At 32.8% G+C, this 14,693-nt stretch carries 12 protein-coding genes and 1 other RNA gene; 12 read left to right on the forward strand and 1 reads right to left on the reverse strand.

The window, feature by feature from the left end; all coding sequences use genetic code 11:
* The first annotated feature begins 17 nt into the window (after window positions 1-17).
* From GFJ99_RS13870 to katG, 12 genes are all read left to right on the forward strand, one after another.
* Window positions 18-104 carry a hypothetical protein gene (locus GFJ99_RS13870; RefSeq protein ID WP_370514029.1) on the forward strand — a complete coding sequence of 29 codons (87 nt, stop codon included), beginning with the start codon at window positions 18-20 and terminating at the stop codon, window positions 102-104.
* A gap of 328 nt (window positions 105-432) precedes the next feature.
* Window positions 433-1,320, forward strand: a complete 888-nt coding sequence (locus tag GFJ99_RS06150) for a branched-chain amino acid transaminase (RefSeq protein WP_008257216.1) — start codon at window positions 433-435, stop codon at window positions 1,318-1,320.
* Complete coding sequence (gene ilvD, locus GFJ99_RS06155) at window positions 1,320-2,999, forward strand: dihydroxy-acid dehydratase (RefSeq protein ID WP_153207984.1); 1,680 nt, start codon at window positions 1,320-1,322, stop codon at window positions 2,997-2,999. Before GFJ99_RS06150 ends, ilvD begins: the two co-directional genes overlap by 1 nt.
* A 3-nt stretch (window positions 3,000-3,002) precedes the next feature.
* Complete coding sequence (gene ilvB, locus GFJ99_RS06160) at window positions 3,003-4,748, forward strand: biosynthetic-type acetolactate synthase large subunit (RefSeq protein ID WP_153207985.1); 1,746 nt, start codon at window positions 3,003-3,005, stop codon at window positions 4,746-4,748.
* Window positions 4,749-4,758: 10 nt separating this feature from the next.
* The gene (ilvN, locus tag GFJ99_RS06165; protein WP_040470898.1) at window positions 4,759-5,346 is read left to right on the forward strand and encodes an acetolactate synthase small subunit; all 588 of its coding nucleotides are present in this window, start codon (window positions 4,759-4,761) and stop codon (window positions 5,344-5,346) included.
* Between the two features lie 23 nt (window positions 5,347-5,369).
* Window positions 5,370-6,416, forward strand: coding sequence for a ketol-acid reductoisomerase (ilvC, locus tag GFJ99_RS06170; protein ID WP_008257223.1), 1,047 nt, complete (start codon window positions 5,370-5,372; stop codon window positions 6,414-6,416).
* Window positions 6,416-7,657: a threonine ammonia-lyase IlvA gene (ilvA, locus tag GFJ99_RS06175; protein WP_153207986.1), complete on the forward strand. Its 1,242-nt coding sequence runs from the start codon at window positions 6,416-6,418 to the stop codon at window positions 7,655-7,657. Before ilvC ends, ilvA begins: the two co-directional genes overlap by 1 nt.
* A 136-nt stretch (window positions 7,658-7,793) precedes the next feature.
* The gene (locus tag GFJ99_RS06180; protein ID WP_370454294.1) at window positions 7,794-8,171 is read left to right on the forward strand and encodes a hypothetical protein; all 378 of its coding nucleotides are present in this window, start codon (window positions 7,794-7,796) and stop codon (window positions 8,169-8,171) included.
* A gap of 221 nt (window positions 8,172-8,392) precedes the next feature.
* Window positions 8,393-9,172, forward strand: a complete 780-nt coding sequence (locus tag GFJ99_RS06185) for an MbnP family protein (RefSeq protein ID WP_153207988.1) — start codon at window positions 8,393-8,395, stop codon at window positions 9,170-9,172.
* A 306-nt stretch (window positions 9,173-9,478) separates the two neighbouring features.
* Window positions 9,479-10,519 (forward strand): cytochrome-c peroxidase, encoded by a 1,041-nt coding sequence (locus GFJ99_RS06190; RefSeq protein ID WP_153207989.1) that lies wholly within the window; start codon window positions 9,479-9,481, stop codon window positions 10,517-10,519.
* A gap of 1 nt (window position 10,520) precedes the next feature.
* Window positions 10,521-11,483: a transporter gene (locus GFJ99_RS06195; RefSeq protein WP_153207990.1), complete on the forward strand. Its 963-nt coding sequence runs from the start codon at window positions 10,521-10,523 to the stop codon at window positions 11,481-11,483.
* 344 nt (window positions 11,484-11,827) lie between these two features.
* Window positions 11,828-14,152 (forward strand): catalase/peroxidase HPI, encoded by a 2,325-nt coding sequence (gene katG / locus GFJ99_RS06200; protein ID WP_153207991.1) that lies wholly within the window; start codon window positions 11,828-11,830, stop codon window positions 14,150-14,152.
* Window positions 14,153-14,219: 67 nt separating this feature from the next.
* Here katG and ssrA read toward each other — a convergent pair.
* Window positions 14,220-14,617, reverse strand: a transfer-messenger RNA (tmRNA) gene (gene ssrA, locus GFJ99_RS06205).
* Window positions 14,618-14,693 lie beyond the last annotated feature (76 nt).

The following is a 14,693-nucleotide window of genomic DNA, read 5'->3' on the forward strand; positions in this document are numbered from 1 at the left end:
CAGATGCTAAATTATACATCTTTGACCGTTATGGTAAATTGTTAAAACAATTAAGTACAACAGAAGCGAGTAATGGGTGGGATGGTACATATAATCAAGAATAGTTACCATCAACAGATTACTGGTTTACATTAGATTACACAGAAAATGGAGTAGGAAAACAATTTAAAGCCCATTTCTCTTTGATACGATAAGATGAAGAAAAACAATTTAAATATCTGGAATAAATTTGTAATCTTAATAAATACCATTATTTCGATTGGACTTTTACTCTTAATTATTAAATGTAGCTAACAAATGAAAAATATAAATATTACAATTAGTATTATAAAAAATATTCGTGTTATATAGACGGATTGGTTTGATTTTTATTAGCCTTTCCTGAATATAATACAGGGAAGGCTTTTTTTATTTTTTTTAAATTTTTAAATTATGTATTACAACGAAAACACCACCATTTTTTTTAACGGAGAATTTGTAAAAGTTAAAGATGCTCCAGTAAGTATTTACAATCAAACCATGCATTATGGCAATGGTGTCTTTGAGGGTATTAGAGCTTATGATACTCCAGATGGTGTTCGAATTTTTAAAGCTAAAGAACATTACGAAAGATTGCATTATTCAGCAAAAGTTATGCACATCAATTTAAAATATACTGAAAAAGAATTAGAAATAATTACTTATAAATTGTTAGAAATGAACAATTTAAAAGATGCTTATGTAAGGCCGCTAGTGTATTTAGGAGAAAATATGTCATTAACTCCAACTAGTGATGTTAATGTTGTAATAATGGCATGGGAATGGGGAAAATATTTAGGTGATTCATTACTAAAAGTAATGTTGTCATCTTTTCAACGTCCAAACCCAAAATCATGTTTTGTTGAAGCTAAAGTAGTTGGACATTACACGAATAGCATTTTAGCAACAACAGAAGCTAAAGCAAACGGTTATGATGAAGCTTTATTAACAGATATGAATGGATATATAGCAGAAGGTCCTGGAGCTAATTTCTTCTTAGAAAAAGATGGTAAATTATTTACTGCTCCATTAGGAAACATCCTAGCAGGAATTACACGTCAAACTGTTTTAGAAATTGGAAAAGAGTTAGGTTACGAAATAGAAGAAAAATACTTTACTCCCGAAGAAATATATAAAGCTGATAGTGCATTCTTTTGTGGAACTGCGGCAGAAGTAATAGGAATAGAATCCGTAAATGAGTATAAATTTCCATTAAATTGGGAAGATTCTATTGGTGCTGTCATTCAAAAAAAATATAAAAGAAGAGTAGCTCATAACGAATATCAAAATGTATACCTATAATGGAATTAAATAAATATAGTAAAACAATAACACAAGATCCTTCTCAACCTGCTTCTCAAGCAATGTTATATGGAATTGGTTTAACTGAAGAACAACTAGCAAAACCTTTTATAGGAATTGCTTCAATGGGTTATGATGGAAATACTTGTAATATGCATTTAAATCATTTAGCAGCTTTAATTAAAAAAGAAGTTAATGCTAATGATATGGTGGGTTTAATTTTCAACACAATTGGTATTAGTGACGGTATTACTAACGGAACTGATGGAATGCGTTATTCTCTAGTAAGTAGAGAAATTATTGCAGATAGTATTGAAAGTGTTGTTTCAGGTCATTACTATGATGGTGTAATTTCTATTCCTGGTTGTGATAAAAATATGCCAGGAAGTATTATTGCAATGGGAAGATTAAATCGTCCATCGATAATGGTTTATGGTGGTACAATTGCACCAGGAAAATACCAAGGTAAAGATTTGAATATTGTTTCGGCATTTGAAGCATTAGGAGAAAAAATTGCGGGTACTATTTCTGAAGAAGACTATAAAGGAATTATAAAGAATTCATGTCCAGGTGCAGGAGCTTGTGGTGGCATGTATACGGCAAATACAATGGCTATTGCTATTGAAGCTTTAGGAATGAGCTTACCTTATTCAAGTTCAAATCCTGCTATAAGTCATGATAAAATAGAAGAATGTGAATCTGCCGCTGGATATTTAAAATTATTATTAGAAAAAAATATTTGTCCAAAAGACATTATGACGTTTGAAGCATTTGAAAATGCTATTACCGTTTTAATTGCTCTAGGCGGAAGTACAAATGCCGTTTTGCATATGATTGCAATGGCAAAAAGTGTTGGAGTAGCTATAAGTCAGGATGATTTTCAACGATTAAGCAATACAACTCCATTAATTGCCGATTTTAAACCGGGTGGAAATTATTTAATGCAAAACCTACATGAAAAAGGTGGAGTGCCAATGGTTTTAAAATATTTGCTTTCTAAAGGAATGTTACATGGAAATTGTATTACGGTAACGGGTAAAACTTTAGCAGAAAATTTAGAGGCAGTAATAGATATTGATTTTAACGATCAAAATATTATTCGTCAGATAGAGAATCCAATAAAAACTACAGGGCATCTTCAAATTTTATATGGAAATCTTGCTTTAAAAGGTTCCGTAGCAAAAATAACAGGTAAAGAAGGCGAATTTTTTAAAGGTCCAGCTCGTGTTTTTGATGGTGAAAAAGAATTAATAAAAGGTATCGAAGATAAAAAAATAAAAGCAGGCGATGTCGTGGTTATTCGTTATGTAGGTCCTAAAGGTGGTCCTGGTATGCCAGAAATGCTAAAGCCAACATCAGCCTTAATTGGTGCTGGTTTAGGAAAAAGTGTTGCATTAATTACCGATGGTCGTTTTAGTGGAGGAACTCATGGTTTTGTAGTAGGTCATATTTCACCTGAAGCTTATGATGGAGGTATAATTGCTTTAGTTGAAGATGAAGATATTATAGAAATTAATGCTGTTGATAATACCATTCATTTACATGTTGGTGATGAAGAATTAGCGAATAGAAAAAGTAAATGGAATCAACCAAAATTAAAAGTAACTAATGGTGTGTTATTAAAGTATGCAAAATTAGTTACAGATGCTTCAAATGGTTGTGTAACCGATGAATATTAGAAAATGAATACATTAGAAATAAAAGAAACAGAAAAGCAGAAATCCGAAACACTAGTTTCAGGAAGTGTTGCAGTTATTGAAGCATTGTTAGCCGAAAATGTGACTACTATTTTTGGATATCCAGGTGGTGCTATTATGCCAATTTATGATGCTTTGTTTGATTATAAAAAGCAATTAAACCATATTTTAGTTCGTCATGAGCAAGGAGCTATTCATGCAGCTCAAGGTTTAGCAAGAGTAAGTGGCGCAACAGGAGTGGTTTTTGCAACAAGTGGTCCAGGAGCAACTAATTTAGTTACAGGTCTTGCTGATGCTATGATCGATTCAACTCCTTTAGTTTGTATTACGGGGCAAGTTTTTGCACATTTATTAGGAACCGATGCTTTTCAAGAAACGGATATCGTAAATATTACGTCACCAGTTACGAAATGGAATTACCAAATTACCGATGCTTCCGAAATTCCTTCTGTTTTAGCAAAAGCTTTTTATATTGCTAAAAGTGGAAGACCAGGTCCGGTATTAATTGATATCACAAAAAATGCCCAATTACAGTTATTCAATTATAGTGGGTATGAAAAATGCGAGTTTATAAGAAGTTATAAACCACAACCAGATGTAAGAGTTTCTTATATCGAACAAGCGGCCGAAATTATTAATCAAGCTAAAAAACCATTTGTAATTTTTGGTCAAGGCGTAATTTTAGGAAATGCTGAAAAGGAGTTTTTACAATTCATAGAAAAAACAGGAATTCCGGCAGCATGGACAATTATGGGTATGAGTGCCATACCAACAAACCATCCTTTAGCGGTTGGAATGTTAGGAATGCACGGAAACTATGCACCTAATTTATTTACCAATGAATGCGATGTTTTAATTGCAATCGGAATGCGTTTCGATGACCGAGTTACGGGTCGTTTGGATAAATATGCAAAGCAAGCCCAAATTATTCATTTGGATATTGATCCTGCTGAGATTGATAAAAATGTGCTGGTTTCAATTCCTGTTTGGGGAAATTGTAAAGAAACGTTACCCTTATTAACAGAAAGAGTAGCGCAAAAATCACATCAAGAATGGATTTCAAAATTTCATAAAGCCATAGAAGTTGAAACGGAAAAGTTAATTAAGCCAGAGTTATTTCCTTCGGAAGGCGAAATTACTATGGGTGAAGTGATTCAATTAATTAATGAATTAACTAATGGAGAAGCGGTAATGGTTACTGATGTTGGCCAACACCAAATGATAACTTGTCGCTATTCGCATCAAAATAAAACAAGAAGTAATATCACTAGTGGCGGATTAGGAACTATGGGATTTGCTCTTCCTGCTGCAATTGGAGCAAAATACGGAGCGCCTGAACGAACAGTAATTGCTGTAATGGGAGATGGTGGTGCGCAAATGAATATTCAAGAATTAGGAACCATCATGCAGTTCAAACCAAATGTAAAAATTCTGATTTTAAACAACAGTTTTTTAGGAATGGTGCGTCAGTGGCAAGAACTATTTCATGAAAAAAGATATTCGTTTACCGATATTCAAAGTCCCGATTTTGTTCAAGTAGCAAAAGGGTATGGAATTAAAGGAAATAAAGTGGCTTTGAGAGAAAAATTAAAATCGGCTCTACAAGAAATGATTGATTGTCCAGAGTCGTTTTTGTTAGAAGTAGCAGTTCGTATGGAAGATAATGTTTTTCCAATGGTACCACAAGGAAAAGGAGTTTCGGAAATTGTTTTATGTAAAGAAGATATCTAAATTAAAAGAAATGAAAAAAGAATTTACTTTAACCATATATACTGAAAATCATGTGGGACTAATTAATAAAATAGCCATCATGTTTTCAAGACGAAAAATTAGTTTAGAGAGTTTTAATACTTCACCAAGCGAAGTACCAAACATTTATCGATTCACGATTGTTGTAATTGAGGCAGAAGCAGTTGTGAAAAATTTGGTCAAACAAATTGAAAAAATTGTGGATGTATTTAAAGTGTATTGCAACACAAATGATGAAATTGTTTGGCAACAAATGGCCTTGTATAAAGTGCCTACAGAAGTAATTATTAATGAAGTAAAAGTAGAACGTTTACTCAGAGAATACGGAGCTAAAGCAGTTGTAATTCGAAACGATTATACCGTTTTTGAAGCTACAGGGCAAGGAGAAGAAATTAATAAATTACTTAAAAAACTAGACAAATTTGGTTTAATCGAATTTGTAAGAAGTTCCCGAATTGCAATAATCAATGCAAGCGAAGGAATTCATAAAAAAGTAGTAGAAATGGAGCAAAAAAATCCAGCTCTGCAAACAATTAACAACGAATTTTTAGATAAAAAAGATCAAGTATTTCAAATGTAAATTAAAATTAAAAAAGAAAAAAAATGGCAACAATAAATTTTGGAGGAGTTAACGAAACAGTAATCACAAGAGACGAATTCCCATTAGCAAAAGCGCAAGAAACATTAAAACATGAAGTAATTGCTGTAATTGGTTATGGTGTTCAAGGACCTGGACAATCTTTAAATTTAAGAGATAACGGATTTAATGTAATTGTAGGTCAACGTAAAGGCGGAAAAAGCTGGGAAAAAGCACTTGCAGATGGTTGGATTGAAGGAGAAACTTTATTTGATATTGATGAAGCTTGTGATAACGCTACAATTATTCAATATTTACTTTCAGATGCAGGTCAAATAGATGCATGGAATACTGTAAAAAAACATTTAACAGCAGGAAAAACATTGTATTTTTCTCATGGTTTCGGAATTACATTTAATGAAAAAACGGGAATTGTACCTCCTGCAGATGTAGATGTAATTTTAGTAGCACCTAAAGGTTCTGGAACTTCATTAAGAAGATTGTTCTTAAAAGGTGAAGGAATTAATTCTAGCATTGCTGTATTTCAAGATGCTACTGGAAGAGCAAAAGATAAAGCAATTGCATTAGGAATAGGTGTAGGTTCTGGTTATTTATTTGAAACCGATTTTCAAAAAGAAGTGTATTCAGATTTAACTGGCGAACGTGGAATTTTAATGGGTGCGTTAGCGGGTTTGTTTGAAGCACAATACAACGTATTACGTAAAAACGGTCATTCACCATCAGAAGCATTTAATGAAACGGTTGAAGAATTAACACAAAGTTTAATGCCTTTAGTTGCAGAAAACGGAATGGATTGGATGTTTGCTAATACTTCTGTAACGGCTCAACGTGGTGCTTTGGATTGGAAAGGAAAATTTAGAGAAGCTACGACTCCAGTTTTTGAAAATTTATACGAAGAAGTGTCTTCTGGAAGAGAAGCTAATAGAGTAATTTCTGAAGGTAGTAAAACAGATTATCGTCAAAAATTAGAAGTAGAATTAAAAGAAATTCGCGATTCTGAATTGTGGCAAGCAGGAGCAGCAGTTAGAAAATTAAGACCTAAATTAAACTAATGACTTTATTTGATAAAATAGTTAAGGCACAAGAAAATCTGAATGGAGTGGTTTTAAAAACACCGCTCCAATTCAGTATTAATTTGTCTGAAAAATTCCAAGCTTCAGTTTATTTAAAAAGGGAAGATTTACAACAAGTACGTTCTTATAAAATTAGAGGAGCATACAACAAAATAAGTCATTTAAATCAAACACAAAAATCAGAAGGAATTGTATGTGCAAGTGCTGGTAATCATGCGCAAGGTGTTGCATATTCTTGTCAAGTATTACAAATTCAAGGTAAGATTTACATGCCTAAAACAACTCCTAAGCAAAAAATTAAACAAGTACAATTGTTTGGAAAATCTTTTGTGGAGATTGTATTAATTGGCGATACTTTTGATGATGCTTTTCATGCTGCGAAACAATTTTCTAATGAAAATGAATTAGAATTCATTCATCCGTTTGATGATTTAGAAGTTATTGCGGGTCAAGGAACTATAGGATTAGAAATTCTTTCTGAAAAAATCCCAACTATAGATTATTTACTTATGCCTGTTGGAGGTGGCGGATTAGCAGCAGGTGTTTCAACTGTTTTTAAAAAATTAAGTCCATCAACTAAAATAATTGGAATTGAACCTCAGGGTGCACCTTCCATGCAATATGCTTTAGACCAAAAAGAAGCACTACCATTAACCTCAATCGATAAATTTGTAGATGGTGCTGCAGTAAAACAAGTGGGTAAGGAAACTTTTGCGGTTTGTAAAAATACTTTAGACCGAATGATTTTGGTGCCAGAAGGTAAAGTATGTTCTACCATTTTACAGTTATATAATGAAGAAGCAATGGTAGTAGAACCAGCCGGGGCTCTTGCTATTGCCGCTTTGGATTTTATGGCAGACGAAATCCGTGGAAAAAATGTAGTATGTGTGGTAAGTGGTAGTAATAATGATATAGAACGTACCGAAGAAATTAAAGAACGTTCATTAATATACGAAGGACTAAAACACTACTTCATGATTCAATTCCCACAAAGACCAGGTGCTTTACGTGAATTTGTAAATGATGTCTTAAATGAGTCAGATGACATTACCTATTTTCAATTCATCAAAAAAAATAACAGAGATGTTGGTCCTGTAGTAGTGGGTTTAGAAGTTAAAAATGAAACCGATATTGCCTCAGTAAAATTAAAAATGAGTGAAAAAGGATTTCAATTTCAGTATTTAAATGAAAAAGAACCTTTATTAGCGTTATTAATTTAATCTTTATTTTGTTATAAATCAACATACTAAAACAATATAGTTTTTTAAATTTCAATTCTTATTTACAAGTAAAAATCAAGATTGTTAAATAGGTAACAAATTTGCTAGGGTCTCATTTTTATTATAAATTTGACTTGTGAAAAAAATAGTCCTATTAATCAGTATTTTTATGTTGGCAAGGCCAGCAATTCCATTTTTGGAGTACATTGTTAATTACGACTATATTGTAAAAGAGCTTTGTGAAAACAAAGAAAAGCCAGCACTTAAATGTAATGGTAAATGTCACTTAATGAAAGAACTTGCTAAAACTGCAGAAGACGACAAAAACACTTCTTCAGATAAAAAGCAAAATGTAAAACAAGAAATTGAAGTTTTGTTTTACCAAGATTTCAAATCACTTTCTTGTAACAATTCTTATGTTTTCACAAACAAAAAAATCAATTCTGTCTATCAGAATTTGTATGCTTTAACTGCAATACAGTCAACTTTTCATCCACCCACCTTTTTAGTTTAATTTTTTTATTATTGTTTCTTACAAAAGAAGCAATAGGATTTACTATGTCCAAAAAAAAAATGGATAGCTTTTGCTATGCATACTACAATCGTATATAAAAATATCAAACTAAAAAAAATATCAAAAATGAAATCGCCACTAAAAACTAGTTTGTTGCAAACAAACATCAATTATTAAAGGGCGATATCATATGACCTTAAAAAAATAATAAATATTTACATATGAAATTACAATTAAAAAATATTGCATTAGCAATGGTTGTTGCTATTGCCCTAACTTCATGTTCTAATGATGATAATAACGAAATCACAGGTGAAGGAAATTTAAAATTAGAATTCGATAATGTATATGGAGATGCTGATTTTGCTTTCAATACACCATATACCAACTCAAATGGAGAAGTGATAAAAGCCTCAAATGCTATTTACATCGTGAGTAATATTGTGTTAACTAAAACAGATGGTTCAACTTACACAGTGCCTAAAAGCGAAAGTTATTTCTTTGTAAATGAATCAGATGCAGCAAGTACATTGTTAAACTTACCAAACATTCCTGCAGGAAATTACAACAGAATAACTTTCGGAATAGGTGTCGATGCTGACCAATTTAACGCTGGTGCAAACGGTCAAGGTACCATGTGGACAGATGCTCAAGCATTAGGAATGACTTGGTCTTGGGCTGCAGGTTATAAATTTGTTAAGTTTGAAGGAACTGTAACTTCTGCATCACATACAGATGCAAATTACCGTGTGCATACAGGAAAAACGGGAGATATTTACAATTATGCTTCAGTAACTTTAGACTTACCAGATAACGCATTAGTTAGAACCAATATTACACCTCAGGTTCATATTATGACCGATTTAAAGAAAATTATTGACGGAACAACAGTAATCAACTTTGAAGAAGGTTTAGATGTAATGGGTGGAACAAAAGTGCAAAACATTTCAGCAAATAATATTCCAACATTATTTGAAGTTCACCACGTTCATAACGACTAATTTCATCAGAAGCTAATCCAGCTGTACATTTCAAGTCCACAGGAAAAACAAAAATTTTGTAAGCAAAAAAAGAAGCTTCTTAGGTCGCTATTTTTTTAGCAACAAAATCAATTTGTTTTTCCTTTGCGGGCTTTTCATTTCCATCTGGGCTAAAACACGTAGTAATATGAAATCGCCATTCACAATAAGTTTGCGTAAGCAATTGAAAATCATCGAACACCAATGAATTAAAATGTTGTGAGATAAACACCTTTAAAAAAGAAAAGCGATACCATAAGTTACAGCTTATAAATAAAATTTGAACATATGAAAACAAAATATTTAATTCTGTTGGCAATTGGTTTATTAATCAGTTGTTCAACAGACGATTCACTAGAATATCAAAACATTCCTATTGATTATCAAGTTCCATCAAATTTTCCACCATTAGCATATAATATGGCAAACAATCCTTTAACAGAAAAAGGATTCGAATTAGGAAAAAAGATATTTTATGATGGTCGATTGGCATCTGATGGAGTAGTAGCCTGTGGGTTTTGTCACATCCAAGAAAATGCTTTTACGCATCACGGACACACGTTTAGTCATGGTGTTGGGGATGGAATTGGTACTCGAAATGCACCGCCTATTCAAAATATGGCGTATCAAACCCAGTTTTTTTGGGATGGAGCGGCAGATCATATAGAGCTATTATCAATGGCACCAATTTCTAACGAATTAGAAATGAATGGTAATATCATTGATATCATTACTATGATGAAAAATGATTCGGAGTATAAAAAATTATACAAACAAGCTTTTGAAGATGGTGAAATTAACTCAGAAAACATGTTAAAAGCATTAGCACAGTTTATGACAATGCTAACTTCTTCTAATTCTAAATTTGATAAGTACCGAAGAAACGAAACAGGTGGAACATTATCAAGTGATGAACTTGCTGGTTATGCAGTTTTTAATCAAAAATGTGCTTCTTGTCATGCCGCTGATATTTTTACTGATAATTCATTTAGAAACAATGGTTTACCTATTAACCCTTCTATAAATGATTTAGGTAGATATCGTCTTTCTGAGTTAGAAACAGATAAATATAAATTTAAAGTTCCAAGTCTAAGAAATATAGAAAAAACAGCACCCTATATGCACGATGGTCGATTTTATACTTTAGAAGCGGTTTTAAATCATTATGCAGCTGGAGTAACAAATACTCAAAATTTAGATGCTAGTTTAAATGTCACAGGAACCTTAGGAATTCCATTAAATGATACTGAAAAAACACAACTTATTGCTTTTTTGAAAACGTTAACCGATACAGAATTTTTAACTGATCCTAAATTTGCCGAATTTTAATATGAAAAATATATATCAACTACTTTTTTTTCTAACATTTCAATTGGGCTTATCAACTGAAATCGATAGTTTGTCAAATAATCCATTTTCAACCTTACCTCATTTTTCATACGATATATTAGAAGATTGCGATGCTTGTGGTTGTTCTGCAAGTGGAGGAAGCATGGGTTTTGCATCAATGTTAAATACTAATTTTGTTGGAATTCGCTATTTTAATCAATCTTATAAAAGTTCAGACGGTTTGTATTCAAATTCGCCATGGTATACTGAAAATTTTAATACAATCCAGCTTTGGGCTCGAATACCAGTTGCTAACAGAATTCAAATTTCTGCATTATTACCTTATCATTTTCACAATAGAGAAACCAATACTGGGAATCAAAATAGTAGCGGATTAGGAGATGTTACGGTTTTAGGAATGTATCAATTATTTCAAACACATAAAGATAGTACCCTTTTTATCCATTCTTTACAAGCAGGTGCGGGAATAAAAATTCCAATAGGAAAATTTGATGAATTAAACAATGGAAGTGTAAATCCAAGTTACCAAGTAGGAACGGGAAGTTGGGATTATCTTTTAGCTACAGAATATGTAATTAGAAGAAAACAAATTGGACTAAACACATTACTAAATTATGTAATTAAAACAGAAAACGATAAAAAATACAGATTTGGAAATCAATTAAATTATGCCGGAACATTCTTTTATTTACATCAAAAAAATAACTATTCCTTTGCGCCTCAACTAGGAATTGCAGGCGAAGTCTATGAAAGTAACTACCAATTAGGACAAAAGGTTAGAAATACATGTGGAGATATTTTATTTGGTAAAATTGGATTCGAACTTGGAAAAGAAAAACTATCATTCGGAGCAAATTTTATGCTTCCAATAACTCAGAATTTAACAGGAGGCAATGTAGAAGCAAATTACAGATGGAGTTTAAATTTTAACTATAGTTTATAAATTTGTATTTCTTAATGATTAAAAAGTCTCAAAATGGTATTCCTTTTGAGGCTTTTTTTATGTAAAACTTTTATTTCACATAAAAATATAAATTATAATTTAAACTTTGTAATAGTTTATAACTATTATTACCCTAACATTGCTATAAGTAAAATTTATAATTGAATAAGTAATAACATTAAAAAGTTAAAAAAACGAATTCATTTTACCCCGAAATTTGAAAAAAAGAAAACAAATAATAGTTTAATATGATATCGCTACTAACAACAAGTTTGTTGCAAACAAACACCAATTAATAAAAAAGCGATACCTTATATAGTTCTGAATAAATAAATTTTACATATATGAAAAAAGTTTTATTAACAACCAGTTTATTTCTCGGGTTATTTACTTTAGCTCAAGAAACAGCAACTTGTCCGGTTACAGGAAAAACAATGAGTGTTTCTAAAGAAAATCCTCATGGTGGACCTCATGCTTCGGAGGTGAATAGCAACAATAAAGCTGTTAAGACTACTCCTGGGGCTGTTGGAACAACATTGGTAGACAAAAACAAACAATGGTGGCCAAATCAATTGAATTTAAGTGTACTACGTCAAAATTCTGAATTATCAGACCCAATGGGTGCTAATTTTAATTACGCTAAAGAATTCCAATTGTTAGATTATGAAGCGCTTAAGAAAGATTTGCGCGAATTAATGACCCAATCGCAAGAGTGGTGGCCAGCCGATTTTGGTCATTATGGCGGATTGTTTATTCGAATGGCATGGCACAGTGCGGGAACATATAGAACAGGAGATGGTAGAGGAGGATCTCGTGCCGGACAACAACGTTTTGCTCCTTTAAATAGTTGGCCCGACAATGGAAACTTAGATAAAGCACGCCGTTTATTATGGCCAATTAAACAAAAATATGGTAACAAAATCTCTTGGGCTGACTTAATGATTTTAACCGGTAACGTGGCATTAGAAGACATGGGCTTTAAAACGTATGGTTTTGCCGGCGGTAGAGCGGATGTTTGGGAACCAGAATCGCATGTGTATTGGGGATCAGAAACCAAATGGTTAGATGACAAACGTTATTCGGAAGGAAGAAAATTAGAGAATCCGTTGGCAGCAGTTCAAATGGGATTAATCTATGTAAATCCAGAAGGACCTAATGGAAACCCTGACCCAGTATTAGCGGCTAAAGACATTCGTGAAACGTTTGGAAGAATGGGAATGAATGATGAAGAAACGGTGGCATTAATTGCAGGTGGACACACTTTAGGAAAAACTCATGGTGCTGGCGATGCTAAACATGTTGGGGCAAACCCAGAAGCAGCTGCAATTGAAGAGCAAGGTTTTGGATGGAAAAGCGATTACAAATCAGGAAAAGGTACTGATGCAATTACATCAGGTTTAGAGGTTACTTGGACATCAACTCCTGCAAAATGGAGTCATGATTACTTAACGTTCTTATTCAAATACGATTGGGAATTAACTACAAGTCCGGCAGGAGCAAAACAATGGATTGCAAAAACAGATGATAAAATTATTCCAGATGCATTCGATAAAAACAAAATGCACAAGCCTTATATGCTAACGACTGACTTATCGTTACGTTATGACCCTATTTACGAGAAAATTTCAAGACGTTTCTTAACCGATCAAAATGCGTTCAACGATGCTTTTGCTCGTGCATGGTTTAAATTAACTCATCGTGATATGGGACCTAAGTCTACTTACATAGGACCAGAAGCGCCAAAAGAAGACTTAATTTGGCAAGATCCAATTCCGGCTTTAAATCATAAATTAGTTTCAGATAAAGATATTAAAGTTTTAAAAGAGCAAATTTTAGCTTCGGGATTATCTGTTCAAGATAGAGTAACTGTGGCATGGGCTTCTGCATCAACGTTTAGAGGTTCAGATAGAAGAGGAGGAGCTAACGGAGCAAGAATTCGTTTAGAGCCGCAAAGAAGTTGGGAAGTTAATAATCCAATTCAATTAAACCGTGTATTATCGGTATTAGAAAAAGTTCAAGCGGATTTTAATGCGAAATCTAAAGATAAAAAAGTATCCTTAGCAGATTTAATTGTATTGGCAGGAAATACAGGAGTGGAGCAAGCAGCAAAAAATGCTGGATATTCTGTGCAATTGCCATTTACTCCAGGCCGAATGGATGCAACTCAAGAACAAACAGATGTAGCTTCATTTGCTGCATTAGAGCCTTCTGCAGACGGATTTCGTAATTATTTAAAAACAAAATATACAATTGCTACAGAAGAATTACTTGTAGATAAAGCACAATTATTAACATTAACTGCTCCAGAAATGACGGTTTTAGTAGGTGGAATGAGAGCTTTAAATGCAAATTATGATGGTTCTAGTCATGGAATTTTTTCAACTAATAAAGATAAATTAACGAACGATTTCTTTGTTAATCTATTAACTATGGGAACAAGTTGGAAAGCAACTTCAGATGATCAAGAACTTTTTGAAGGAAGAAATATGACAACAAACGAGTTAAAATGGACAGCTACTCGTGCCGATTTAATTTTTGGATCAAACTCTGAACTTAGAGCTATTGCAGAAGTTTATGCGCAATCAGATAACAAACAAAAATTTGTAAACGATTTTATTTCAGCATGGACTAAAGTAATGAACTTGGATCGTTTTGATGTAAAAAATTAATGCCTTATTTACCCAATTTAAAAGCCTGTAAATCATACGATTTACAGGCTTTTTATTTTGACATTTTCTGTGGAGTCGGAGAGAATCGAACTCTCGTCCAAACAAGCAATCAAAAAGCTTTCTACACGCTTAGTTTCATCTTAAATTTTCGACTAAAAGCAAGGCTAGAAACTGCCACTTTTAACTTAGCTTTATCAGTGTCAGAACGGATTTAAAGCATTACCGTTCCTAGGTTTACTTTTACGGTTCTCCTAATCCAACCGCCATAAACCAAGGCTTTTGAGGAGAATCCAGCTTTCCTACCTAGTAGGAACTTGGCAAATCTTACTATAATTCAGATTAAGCAGCTAAAGCGTAATTATTTTCGCCGTTTATAAGTTTGTACATTTGGATTTACGAGCTAAACATACAACGCTCGACGTGCTTACTAGTTAATTCCACTCGCTGTCAAAACCAGTCGACCCCAGAATTTAGTTTCAGATTATAATAAAATCGTATAATAATCTTCACTTTAAAAGTGAGCCAAAAGTACTATCATTTT

The organism is Flavobacterium sp. LMO6, assembly GCF_009495795.1.
Lineage (GTDB): Bacteria > Bacteroidota > Bacteroidia > Flavobacteriales > Flavobacteriaceae > Flavobacterium.

What these genes read in the sequence shown, in the direction of transcription:
- ilvD (WP_153207984.1), top strand. Translation starts at nt 1,320, where the DNA reads ATGGAATTAAATAAATATAGTAAAACAATAACACAAGATCCTTCTCAA.
- ilvC (WP_008257223.1), top strand. Translation starts at nt 5,370, where the DNA reads ATGGCAACAATAAATTTTGGAGGAGTTAACGAAACAGTAATCACAAGA.
- ilvB (WP_153207985.1), top strand. Translation starts at nt 3,003, where the DNA reads ATGAATACATTAGAAATAAAAGAAACAGAAAAGCAGAAATCCGAAACA.
- GFJ99_RS06195 (WP_153207990.1), top strand. Translation starts at nt 10,521, where the DNA reads ATGAAAAATATATATCAACTACTTTTTTTTCTAACATTTCAATTGGGC.
- GFJ99_RS06190 (WP_153207989.1), top strand. Translation starts at nt 9,479, where the DNA reads ATGAAAACAAAATATTTAATTCTGTTGGCAATTGGTTTATTAATCAGT.
- GFJ99_RS06185 (WP_153207988.1), top strand. Translation starts at nt 8,393, where the DNA reads ATGAAATTACAATTAAAAAATATTGCATTAGCAATGGTTGTTGCTATT.
- GFJ99_RS06150 (WP_008257216.1), top strand. Translation starts at nt 433, where the DNA reads ATGTATTACAACGAAAACACCACCATTTTTTTTAACGGAGAATTTGTA.
- katG (WP_153207991.1), top strand. Translation starts at nt 11,828, where the DNA reads ATGAAAAAAGTTTTATTAACAACCAGTTTATTTCTCGGGTTATTTACT.
- ilvA (WP_153207986.1), top strand. Translation starts at nt 6,416, where the DNA reads ATGACTTTATTTGATAAAATAGTTAAGGCACAAGAAAATCTGAATGGA.
- ilvN (WP_040470898.1), top strand. Translation starts at nt 4,759, where the DNA reads ATGAAAAAAGAATTTACTTTAACCATATATACTGAAAATCATGTGGGA.